An 11,642-nucleotide genomic window follows, 5' to 3' on the forward strand; every position below is an offset into this window, starting at 1 on the left:
ATCATCCTACCTTGCCCCTGCTGCAAAGCTATCGATCGTTCGCATAGGTTTACCGAGGTCTGTCCAGGTACGTTCGGCTTCGAACTGTTCGGGATAACCGTTCAGGGCTTCGGCAATGTGAACACCATAGTCGGCCTGTTGCGAGAACAATTGGCCAAATCGAAGCAAGGCCAGCGGCATTTCCAGCACGCGCAGTTTGGCCTCGGTATAGCTGGCAACCAGCCGCCGGGCGGCCTCCAGTTGGTTTACCGGTTCGGGACCTTGAATGACGTACTCCTGTAGCTTGCCGGGCTGGGCCAGTTGCAACGCTCTGGCTACCTGCTTTCCGTAATCCCGAGCAGCAATGAACCACGGCTTCACCTCCGACCGACCAAGTACCAGCACCAACGGCCCCATGCGCTGCGTGGTCAACATGGTTTCCATAAAATTCGACGGGTAGAAAAGGCTGTAATCCAGCCCCGATGCCTTGATGAGCGCCACGGCTTCGTGCTTGATTCGAAATACCCACCAGTCAAACCCGTTTGTGCCTTGGTAGCGCATCACTATCGACGACAGGTACATTATCCGTTTCACACCCGCCACTTTCGCTGCCTCCAGCAGATGCCGCAGGCCATCCGATTCAGTATGAAAATCAGATGGTTTTTCGGTTTGCTTCACCGACAGATTCAGGTACGTTGTTTCGCAACCCGCCAGTGCTACGGGTAATGAATCGGGCTGCTGAAGGTCGCCAAAAACAACATCAGCAGTCGGAAAAAGTCGTTTGGCTTCCGCCACATTCCGGGCAATAATGCGCACGGCAAATCCGGCCGTGATAAGCTCACGGGTAACAGGTTGCCCCAGCATGCCAGTGGCTCCGATAATGGTAATGGTCATAAGCTTTACCCGTTACAGTGGCAGCGCAAGAATAAACTCAGTGTACTCGCCGGGCTCAGACCGCACATCAATGGTGCCGCCGTGGCCTTTGGTAATGATGTCGTAGCTGAGGCTCAGGCCAAGGCCGGTTCCCTTGCCGGTGGGTTTGGTGGTGAAGAACGGCTGGAAAATCTTGCTACGCACCTCATCGGGGATACCCGTGCCGTTATCACGTACCCGAATCTGTACCTTATCGCCAACACGAGCTGTCGTTACCGTCACGGTTGGTTTATACGTACCTGATTCCGAGGCGGTGCCGAGCTGGGTACGTTCCTGCACGGCGTAAAAGGCGTTGGTAAACAGGTTCATCAGCACCCGGCCAATATCCTGCGACACGGTAGGCACTGCCGGTAAGTCCGGGTCGAAGTGCGTGACCAGATTCACCTCAAACGCCTTTTCTTTCGCCCGAATGCCGTGGTAGGCCAGTCGCAGGTATTCGTCGGTGAGTGCATTCAGGTCGGTGGGTTCGCGCTGGCCGGTGCTGGTGCGGCTGTGTTGAAGCATCCCCCGAACAATACTGGCCGCCCGTTGCCCGTGATGGCTAATCTTGCCGATATTCTGTTTGATATCGCCCAATATTTCTTTCTCCAAATGCACATCGCGCTCCTCAACGGGCTTTTCCTGTTCTTCTTCCAGTTCCGTGAGCAATTCAACCGACACCTCCGAAAAGTTATTGACGAAGTTGAGCGGGTTCTGAATCTCATGGGCCACGCCGGCAGTCAGTTCACCCAGGCTAGCCAGTTTTTCGCGTTGAATCAGTTGGTCCTGCGTGGTCTTCAAGTCGGTGAGCGACTGGTCGAGGGCGGCGGTTCGTTCGGTAACCAGGTGTTCGAGGGTTTCATTCTGCCGGGCCAGTATCTGCTGTTTTTCCTGCTCCTGCGCCACCGTCCGGGCCGACAACGCTTCTACTTCGCGTAGCTTGTCGGCCAGCGATCGGTAGGTACGTGTGTAATCCTGGACCAGCGAGAGCGACAGGCCAACCGGAATACTAAGCATAGCAATGAAAAACAAGACGAAAATAGGTGCCAGAACCAGATCAAAATCAACATTCAGCAGTTTCGTTTTACTGGCTATTACACCAATAATAGCCACTATAAAGACACCGCCAATGCATAGAATAGCCAGTTTCAATGATTTCCAGGGAAGCCTGGCATCAGCCACCTTGCGCTTACGGCCCACCCAGCTTAACCGGATGTAATCAATGAAGCTTAACAACACACCTATTCCATCGGTGTAGTCAGGCACTGGTCCAATCAGGGCCCGGTATACTAAATCGATGGCTAATAAGGCTACTATAGTGTAGAAGAACCAACCAGCCTGGATTTTCAGGTACTGGTAAACGCCCCACAATAGCAACGCGCAACCCAACCGAAACCCCAGTTTACCACCCAACTCAACCAGTGAATCAATAGTCAGACTGGGCGTAATGTCACTGAAAAAATCGGTCAGGAAAGCCATCGCAAACGCCAGCATTGTCCAGAACAGCGTGCGGTTAATTCGTTGCGCTCGGTTGGCCCGAAAGAAGAGAAAATGCAGGAGACTCAGCGTACTGAAAATACCTGCGCACAGGAAGTCTATACCTATGCCAAACGATTCTGAAAAGTAATAGCTGGTTAGCCCTTCACTGGCCTCGATAACGGATAATTTCATTGGCGGCTCGCCCAGCTCAGCAAAAAAAGTGGGCTCTTTCCGGAAGGCATACCGAATGGCCAATACGTGCTCGCTGGTATCGGCAATGGGCAATGGTATCAGCTGTGTTATCCGTTGCGAGCCGCCTGAATCGATACGAAAGGGAACTAATTTGGTCAGCAGCCGACCATCTAAATAAAACTCCGAACGACCAAACTGATCGACTACCAGATTTACCGGGTTAGTGATCGTCTCCGTATTGGCTTTGATCACCAGCCTGAACCAACCTTTACCGTTATTCCAGAGGCTTTTATTCGCCATGATCGCGTTTTTGGGCGTCATTGTTTTCACCCAATGGCGGTCTGCATAATCCGGCCTGGCCCAGCCTATACTGTCGCCTTCTTTAAATCGCCAGCGTGCCCCGCCCAAATCATTAGTTGCGCTCAACCGGTACGGTTTAATAGCCGAGGTATCCATCGAATTAGACTGGCCGGCTGACACTGAAAACCCGGATTTCCCACCCGACATTTTAACTGTTTGGCCAACAGCACAGTCAGTCAGCAGCAGAAGGCATAGCACGGTAAAGAGTCTCATCATACAGGAAAGATACAGGAGGTAAATGTTAATGTACAATGGATAATGAATAATGTACATCAGTCTCTCACCGCCGCCAACACGCGCTTAATCAACTCGTTTGGGCTACCGTTATGCCAGCGCCACACAATCACGATGTCGTGCTCGGGATCGATCCAGACCGTGTTCGAGCCAGCACCAAGCGCGGCAAAACTGGTTGAGGGCGCGTCGGGCCAGGGCTTTTTCCCGCCCGCTGCGTTACCCGTATTGAGCCACCATAAATAGCCGTAATCCGGGCCAACGGCGTTGCCGGTGGTGGCCTGCTTTACCCAGTCGGCCGAAACGATCTGGCGATCCTGCCAGCGTCCCTTCTGCCCGATCAGATACCCAAACCGGGCCAGATCACGGGCACTGATGCGTAGCCCGCCACCCCAGCGGGTTCCGCCACTCACCGAAGGCATCGGCTTACCCTCTACGTCGGCAATCGCGTTTGGATACGGAATGTACTGCCACGTACCTGACGCCCCGATCGGGTTCATGATTTCGTCGCGAACCACATCGGGCAGGGGCTTTTTCCAGAGGCGTAGCAGCGACAGTGCCATGCGGTTGATGCGCACATCGTTGTATTCGTAGAACGTACCTGGCTTTTGCAGCACACGTGGTTTGCGCTCACCGCGCCCAAAAGCTTCTTTGCCCACAAAATCGCTGTTCTTTCCCCATAGCGTCCCCTCCCATTCGCTCGTTTGCCTGAGGTGGTTTTCCCAGGTTATCGCCCGGTTCTGCTCCGACTCATAGCCGCCATCGTGAATCAGTTTGGCCACCGGCTCATGAATATCCGGGATCAGGCCCCGCTCGTGGCTGATGCCAACCAGCGTTGCCAGCACGCTTTTTGCCACGCTATAAGTCGGATCAACGGCGCGGGTATCGCCCCACTCGGCCACAATGTAGCCGTGACGCAGAATAATCCCGTTCGTCGCCGCCCGGCTGGTAGGCATAGGGCCAAGCAGTTTGCCGAAAATCTCTTCCTGCGTTGAAAAATCGGGCTTCATCTGCGTTGTTTCCTGTGTTTTAGCAAACGCCAACGCCGAATCGAGCAGGGCCGCGTTCATCCCTGCCTTTTCGGGGGCCAGCCGCGCCCAGGTATCGCCCTTCGGCGGAAAATACGGTTTCGACAACGTACCTGGCCGATGGCAGGCAACCACCAGCAACAGGCAGACAATGTAGCTGATACGGGAAACAAACGGGTTCATGATGAAACAAAGTGCAATTAATGATGGACGGTTTTGTGCTGTTGTATTGCTTTGTCGGCTTCGCGCTATGTGCCCTTCAACAGGCCAATGCTATCAAGAAGAAGCCGCACACAGCGGGGGCTGGTGCGGCTTTGGTATGAATGAACAAACGGCAAATCGGGACGATTGCCATCTATTGCTTAGCCAGATTTCCTACCGCAGGTTCCTGACAAATCGCCGCATGGTTTCGCGGTAGATCTGTTCGGTCGCTTCGAGCGGTTGCTGATGACGGAGTAAAGCGCCCAGCATGATAATACCGTGGGAGGTAGCCCACCACTCGAAATACAGACGGCGAATGGCGTCGGATGATTTGGGGATGAACGAGAATATGATCCGGCAAACGATCTCGTTGACCGCCTTTATCTCTTCTGATTCAGCCAGCGGGGCCGTGCAATTGGCACCCTCCAGGTTATACATCACCTGGTAGAGTTCAACCTGCTGCGTGGCGAACTGCCATTGGATTAATGAAATCTCGTAGAGCAGCTTTTCCGGGTCACGATAGAGCTTCACCAGGCGTTCGTACTCGGTGCGCAGGTGACGGAACCCCTCGTTACGAATCTCATCGAGCAGGCTGTCTTTGCTATCGAAATAGTCGTAGACCACAGGGGCGCTGTAATCGATGGCGTCGGCAATTTTGCGGATCGAGACCGCCTGCCAGCCTTCCCGGCGGGCAATGTCTTTGGCGGTGTGGAGAATACCCGCCCGCGTTTGTTCGCGGGTGCGCTGCTTGCGCTCGACTACTTCCATGATAGGTCAGAGTTGTTAACGGTGTTAATCTGGCTGAAAGTTAGCCGATTATCCTGATTAATTCAGAAGCAGAAAATTATTTATAAACTTTTTATCATAAATGCACAATAAAATAATGTCCACTTGTTGCAAAGCGTATACAAGATATGATTTTATAAACGTTAACTAGGCTTTTTCACAGCCAGCACCCAGACGCCTTCATCACCTACCTGGTAACTATCTCCTTCAACGGTGCCATAACAAGCTATTGGTTCAAGATTGGCTTCGTTGAATAGGCGCAGTAGGTCGGCCAGGGTGTAGATGTAGTATTCGGCAGTTCGCTCAACAACCTCCACGCCGGTTTTGCCGCGCCGGTAATACGTCAGGTGCTGGTCGACGCGGGCGGTGAGGGGGTCGTATTGATTCTCGATCAACACCTGTATTGCATCACCAACGGGTAACCAGGCGCGTTCCTGAAAATCGGGCAGGAAACTCTCGGCCACCATCCCCGACTGTGCCAGAAATCGCCCGCCCGGTTCCAGCAGATCGGCAATACGTTGCAGAAAGGCGAGCATCTCAACACGCGGGAAAAAGCTTAGGCTATTTCCCAGACAGTACGCTGCCTGAAACGAGGCGGGTGCCCCCAACGCAGCCGTATCAATGGCCATAAAATCGCCCGCAACGGCCGTCAGGGCCAGTTTCTTCCGGCCAACAGACGCGTTTAACTCAGCAATCGACTCGTCCGAAATATCGATGCCAACCACGTCGGCACCCATTTTCGCCAGGGGCAATGCATGTCGGCCGTAGCCACAGAATACATCGAGCACCCGATCATCGGGGCCGAACTCGAGCGATTCCACGATCCGTTCCAGTTCGAGCTGTGTCTGCTCGTCGGTCTGCGCGGCCTTCCAGGCTTCCTGCGGCAGGCCGGTAAAAAAGTGTGTATACCAGGGCATAGAAGAGAAAGAGTGAAAGAATAGATGAGTGAAAGAGTGAGTAGCCTGGCAACCCTAAACGGTCATTCTAGTTGTCACTCCTTCTCTCATTTACTCGTTTACTCTTTAAGTTAAGCTTGCTTTCACGGCGTTAAAATCAGGTACGTTACCTGCGTTTTCCAGCACTTCGGCGTATTTGATCTGGCCCGTTTCATCGATCACGAAGGCCGCGCGTTTGCTCACCCCTTTCATGTTCATGACGAAGTTTTCGTACAGCGCATCGTACGCCTCCGATACCTCTTTATTGAAGTCAGACAGCAACGGAAAGGGCAGGTTCTGCTCTTCTTTGAACTTGGCCAGCGTAAACGGCGAATCGACCGAAACAGCCAGAATCTCGGCGTTCAGGTTAGTGTATACGTGCAAATTATCGCGCATTTCGCACAACTCGGCCGTACAGACGCTGGTGAACGCCATGGGGAAGAACAGCAGCACTACGTTTTTACCCGCATAATCGCTGAGCGAAACAGGTTTATTTTCCGATGAGAAAAGCGTGAAGGCGGGGGCCGGTTGGCCAATTGATAGAGCCATGATGATGGAGTTGATTACGCATTGATTTAACCGTGCAAAGGTAGTCGCAAACACCTTGGCACCGGGCGCTGTAACACGGACTTCAGTCCGTTTTTATACGCCACAAAAACGGACTGAAGTCCGTGTTACGGGGTGGGCGCAGAGGTGTTTGCCGGACTTCCGTATGTTTGCAGCCTGATTCCCGGCCATCTGAAAGCCGATTTAGACGAAACAGTCGTTATGCAAACATTATGGGGTATTGATCTTGGCGGGACCAAGATCGAAGGTGTCATTCTTTCATCGCCCTCGCCCGAGGCCGTCGTTATCCGCAAACGGATCGACACCGAAGCGCATCTGGGCTACGAACACATTGTGAGCCGGATCAAACTGCTGGTCGATCAGTTGCGGGCCGAGACGGGCTACGTACCTGACCACATCGGTTTTGCCACCCCCGGCACGCTCGACCCCGGCACGCAGACAATGAAAAACTGCAACACCACCTGCCTCAACGGCATGCCCCTGAAACAGGCCCTGACCGAGCAATTGAACGTACCTGTTTCGCTGGCCAACGATGCAAATTGCTTTGCACTGGCCGAGGCTACGCTGGGTGCGGTACCGGGCGTTGTACCCAATTTTCAGATGATGTTTGGCGTCATTATGGGCACCGGCGTTGGCGGCGGCGTAGTCGTACGCGGCCTCGACGGGCGGCCCTTCGTCATCAACGGACTCCACGGCATTGGGGGCGAATGGGGCCATAACATTCTGGAAGAGAACGGGCATGCCTGTTACTGCGGCAAGAGCGGCTGCAATGAACAGGTGCTGGCGGGTCCGGCGCTCCAACGGTTTTATCTCGAGCAGAGCGGCGAAAAACGGACGATGAAGGAGATTGTCGAACGCCACCGCGCCGGCACTGACCCGGTGGCTTCGCTCACGATGGAACGCATGCTGGACTACTATGGCCGGTCTATCTCAACGCTCATCAACGTGCTCGACCCGGACGTGATCGTGCTTGGTGGCGGCGTAGGCAACATCGACGAATTGTATACGGAAGGTTATGAGCGGATCAGGAAATATATTTTCAACAATGGAGTCGTCAAAACACCGATTATCCGCCCCAAACTTGGCGACAGTGCCGGTGTTTTCGGTGCAGCGATGCTGTGAAATGACGTTTGTGGTTTAAGGTTAGTGGTTGTGCTGCTAGTTAACCGACTAGTAACGCAACCACAAACCTTAAACACTATTTACATTCTTACATCAATCGTTGCTGTATCGTCTTCGCCATTGGTATACCCGTTATCCGGCGTACTGTCTGGATCAGGTACGTTACTGCTGGCTACCTGTGCCTTGATCTGCTGTAAGCCGCTACCCGCCACCCGAACCACCACCGGAAGCTGTATTCTCGTATTCGGCAACAAATCAATCAACGGTTGCAGGGTGTATTCGTTAGGCGTACCTGTAGAATTCCAGCCTGGCGTGACCAGTTGCCAACCCGTGGGCAGGAGTAGTTTCGGCCTTATACCCGGTGCCCTGGCTCCTCCCTGATTAGTCAGCTTGAGAGTTATTGTAGCTAGTTCGCCAAGCTTTGGCAGGCGGGTATTACTGTCTATTCCCAGACTCAAATCAGCTTTGTCAGGATCGCCTGGAGGTTCATTCGATATCACTGCTGGTAATATTCGTTGATTCGGGTTGGGTGAATAAAACACTGGCCCGCCTGCATCTTGGGTACGTATATCCACCTGAGCGGCATCATCTTCCCCATCGGCATAGCCCGTATCTGGTTCGCTGTCACGATCAGACCGACCAGCCTCAGTAACTTCAGCGGCATTGATAAATCGCCCTGGCTTGCTCACCCTGGTACGGAAACGAAACGTGTGCGATTTAGCTGGTGCCAGCCTCGTATTGATGTTTACGCCACCGGAAAAGTTTAACTCCCAACGGGAATGCGGACTATCAACAAACGACAAACCTGCTGGTAGTCTGTCTATTACCTTGACAGATACCGAGTCTGCTCCATCATTACGCAATGTAAGCGCGTACGTAACCAGGTCGCCTACTTTTGGTGTGCGGTTATCTACAGACATGGCCAGCGAGTAGTCTACCGGTGATTGAACGATAAACTGTTGATACGAAGTAAAGTCCGACACCTTATTCTCATCACAGTGAATACGTACCTGGGCTTCGTAGGCTTTCTCAGGAATAAGATTAGTGAGATCGCAAATGAAGTTACCACCTTTTGAACTAGCTGGTGTTGTGAGAGAAGTGGCAGTGGGTGCGTCTGCTATGCGCCATACAACGTCGTAGCGCGTACCTGCGGGTGCATAACTGTAACTGGTTATCCGCACTCCCGTTGACGAAATATCCCGTATAGAAATACCGTATGGCGAATTACAGGCCGCCGCAAACGTAGATGAGACAGAGTAGGAGGTTCCTTGCCCATCATCACAAATCGTTTGTACCTGCCATTCATACATAGCACCGTTGCTAAGCCCAGTCAAGCTGTATTGTCCGGCGGTAGTAGGAGTACCATAAATCCACTCTGTGCGGGACACATCACGCCAGCGTACCCGTTGCTGATACGTGGCAGTGATAGTAACCCACTCGACCAGTGCCCCTATTGATGTCACGCCTAATACCCGCAGCTTTGAAGGTGCTGCACAGCCGGTTGTAAACGAACGTACCTCGCTTGTAGTAAAAACACCCGCATTGCATGTATTTATGACTCGCCATTCATAACTAGAGCCCGAAGCCAGTTCATCGAGTATCAGTGTATTTTGCGAACCAGCAGGCATTGATGACCATGCTACGGACTGCGCTTTTCGATATTGAACACTATATATTCCGTCGGGTAGAGCGCTCCAGCTCAATCCTGCTGCTGTTGGTTCAATTGCATAAACGGCCAAACCAGTTGGAACGGGACAGGGTTCTGTCCTGAAGGTTTGACTGTCACCGACACTAGTTGTGCTATTCGCACATGCCAGGGCTAACCGCCATTCATAATCTGTATCTGAAAGTAGTGTTGTTATAACCAGATTACCGTCTGTACCAGCGTATTCGTCCCACACCGACGTTCCCTTGGGACGCAGTTGCACTGTGTAGGTTTCCTGCGAATATCCACCGTACCAGGCTAGCTCGGCGGATGCAGGTCCATATACGCGGCTGCTTAACAACGTCGGTAGTGAGCAGTTTTCTGTGGTGAATTGCCGGGGCTCGGTAAACGCGGTTTTTGTTCCGTCCGCACAAACAGTACGTATCTGCCAGCTATAGGTTGTACCTGCTGCTAATCCCTTCAGACTGTACCCGTCTCCATAGTGATTCTGAGGTTCCAGCTCAATGCCAGCAGTTGTTTGTGAGGTCGGTGCGCCAACAGCTTGCCAAACTATATCGTAGCGCGTACTTCCTTCAATACCATTCCAGTTGAGGTTGGCAAACGTGCTGCCGATTGCCTGTTCCAAAGCACCCGTAGGCGCTTCACAGGCCGTTATGAAGGTTAGAGACGATGTAGAGCTACTTCGATACGTATCGTCGCAACTTGTTTGCACTTGCCATTCGTAGGCTGTTGCAGGAGCAAGACCAATGATACTAAATGGCCGGGCGGCATTTTGTCGTTGACTCCAGGTAGTGCTGCCCACAGCCCGCCAACGAGCGGTATAACTATAGGAATAGCTTCCGTCCCAGGAAACCAACGCTCCAGTACTTGAGCGAGCCAGTATAGTTGGATTTGCCGGAGGCACACATTGGGTGACAAACGAACGGATTAAACTTACTGCCGTACTTGCGTCAGGACAGGTGGCGATGACCCGCCATTCGTAGGTTGTCTGATTGGTTAGGCCATATACATCAGCGTACTGATTAGTTTTGGCTGCAATAGTAGTCCAGTCAGTATTGCTCTGCTGTCGGTACTGTATGGTGCTTAGCTGACCCGTATTTACAGACCAATACAACGATACTGACGTTGGATAGATAGTATATTCTACCAGACTGGACGGCGCCACACAAATGCCTTGTCCATTTTTCAGAGGCTCCTGTTGACTTGAAACCCTCTCTAATGAATCGGGCAGAATGCTGTTTACAGCTATTTTAGAGGGAAGGCAACCAGAATGTGCCGCAAAAAGTTGACTGGATAATAGAAGAAAAATAAACGGTAAACAGTGTTTCATAAAAAGGTAAGCAGAAAAGTAGCAGGTAAATATATACTTATTAACCGCTCTGACCTTGCCTTCTATTTAACTGTGTAACTTCGCAAAGACAGGCTCTCAACTTTAGCAGGCCTATTGCATCGCGCTATCAACAAACAGATTTTACTCTTAATTTATGATGATGAGTACACGCTATCAGGTTGCCATTAGTTGGTTCATAATTACCTGTTCGTTAGCCTGTTCGCCGGAGAAAAAGACAGAGCAAAATAACGCTGACTCAACGGTTAGCTTTGATAAAGTGGCAGCCGAGTCGGCGGCGGTGCTGAATCAGTTGCACAATGCGGCCCGCGAAATCAACAGTGCCTGCCCCGTGCAGATTGACCCGGCCACGCGGCTGGATAGCGCCCAGGTGCTATCGGAGGCCGCCTTGCAGTTTAACTACACGTTGATTACCGCCAGCCGCGACGACATTGATCTTCAACAACTCGAAGTCACCACAAAGCCAGCCCTGATCGAATCGGTGAAGACCAACAGCGCCATGAACGACTTGCGCGACCATAGCATCACGATGGTGTATAACTACCGCGACCGGAATGGCGAATACCTGCTGAAAATTCCCGTCACCCCAACCGACTACGCCCGATAATTCCGACTTGCGGGACAGGCTGTACCCAAACACTATCAGCCCCGCTTTTTAGCCTGGCCCGGTGGCAGACCGCCATACCGGCCATTTTTGTACCAGCCTTTATGCTTGCCGTTGTCGTGGGGACGGTTGGGCCTATCATTGACCAAAACGGGCCGTGGAGCACAGGCGACAAACAGCACAGAGAGCAAAAAGCTATAGATGACTATGCGTTTCATACGTTGACTGTCTT

The 11,642-nt window shown here is 52.4% G+C and carries 10 protein-coding genes; 2 read left to right on the forward strand and 8 right to left on the reverse strand.

The features are described 5' to 3' along the window. Positions 1 to 6: 6 nt before the first annotated feature. The 6 genes from ACFE8Q_RS23665 to ACFE8Q_RS23690 all read right to left on the reverse strand — a co-directional run bounded on the left by ACFE8Q_RS23665 (position 7) and on the right by ACFE8Q_RS23690 (position 6,652). A complete protein-coding gene (locus tag ACFE8Q_RS23665) occupies positions 7 to 873 on the reverse strand; it encodes an SDR family oxidoreductase (RefSeq protein WP_375447914.1) in 867 nt (288 codons plus the stop codon). Between the two features lie 12 nt (positions 874 to 885). Then, positions 886 to 3,138: an ATP-binding protein gene (locus tag ACFE8Q_RS23670; protein WP_375447915.1), complete on the reverse strand. Its 2,253-nt coding sequence runs from the start codon at positions 3,136 to 3,138 to the stop codon at positions 886 to 888. Positions 3,139 to 3,194: 56 nt separating this feature from the next. Beyond that, positions 3,195 to 4,364, reverse strand: a complete 1,170-nt coding sequence (locus ACFE8Q_RS23675) for a serine hydrolase domain-containing protein (RefSeq protein WP_375447916.1) — start codon at positions 4,362 to 4,364, stop codon at positions 3,195 to 3,197. A gap of 192 nt (positions 4,365 to 4,556) precedes the next feature. Next, positions 4,557 to 5,150 carry a TetR/AcrR family transcriptional regulator gene (locus ACFE8Q_RS23680; RefSeq protein WP_375447917.1) on the reverse strand — a complete coding sequence of 198 codons (594 nt, stop codon included), beginning with the start codon at positions 5,148 to 5,150 and terminating at the stop codon, positions 4,557 to 4,559. 161 nt (positions 5,151 to 5,311) lie between these two features. Continuing rightward, positions 5,312 to 6,085 (reverse strand): class I SAM-dependent methyltransferase, encoded by a 774-nt coding sequence (locus tag ACFE8Q_RS23685; protein WP_375447918.1) that lies wholly within the window; start codon positions 6,083 to 6,085, stop codon positions 5,312 to 5,314. Positions 6,086 to 6,190: 105 nt separating this feature from the next. Beyond that, the gene (locus ACFE8Q_RS23690; RefSeq protein ID WP_375447919.1) at positions 6,191 to 6,652 is read right to left on the reverse strand and encodes a redoxin domain-containing protein; all 462 of its coding nucleotides are present in this window, start codon (positions 6,650 to 6,652) and stop codon (positions 6,191 to 6,193) included. Positions 6,653 to 6,871: 219 nt separating this feature from the next. Here ACFE8Q_RS23690 and ACFE8Q_RS23695 point away from each other — a divergent pair, with 219 nt between their 5' ends. After that, the gene (locus ACFE8Q_RS23695; RefSeq protein WP_375447920.1) at positions 6,872 to 7,792 is read left to right on the forward strand and encodes an ROK family protein; all 921 of its coding nucleotides are present in this window, start codon (positions 6,872 to 6,874) and stop codon (positions 7,790 to 7,792) included. 80 nt (positions 7,793 to 7,872) lie between these two features. Here ACFE8Q_RS23695 and ACFE8Q_RS23700 read toward each other — a convergent pair whose 3' ends face one another. Next, positions 7,873 to 10,362 (reverse strand): hypothetical protein, encoded by a 2,490-nt coding sequence (locus ACFE8Q_RS23700; protein ID WP_375447921.1) that lies wholly within the window; start codon positions 10,360 to 10,362, stop codon positions 7,873 to 7,875. A 580-nt stretch (positions 10,363 to 10,942) separates the two neighbouring features. On the opposite strand from ACFE8Q_RS23700, the gene ACFE8Q_RS23705 reads away from it, so the two are divergent. Beyond that, positions 10,943 to 11,413 (forward strand): hypothetical protein, encoded by a 471-nt coding sequence (locus ACFE8Q_RS23705; protein WP_375447922.1) that lies wholly within the window; start codon positions 10,943 to 10,945, stop codon positions 11,411 to 11,413. Positions 11,414 to 11,448: 35 nt separating this feature from the next. Here ACFE8Q_RS23705 and ACFE8Q_RS23710 read toward each other — a convergent pair whose 3' ends face one another. After that, positions 11,449 to 11,628, reverse strand: a complete 180-nt coding sequence (locus ACFE8Q_RS23710; protein WP_375447923.1) for a hypothetical protein — start codon at positions 11,626 to 11,628, stop codon at positions 11,449 to 11,451. Positions 11,629 to 11,642: the final 14 nt, after the last annotated feature.

Origin of the sequence: uncultured Fibrella sp., from assembly GCF_964250085.1 — a bacterium.
In the GTDB taxonomy this organism is placed as follows: Bacteria; Bacteroidota; Bacteroidia; order Cytophagales; family Spirosomataceae; genus Fibrella.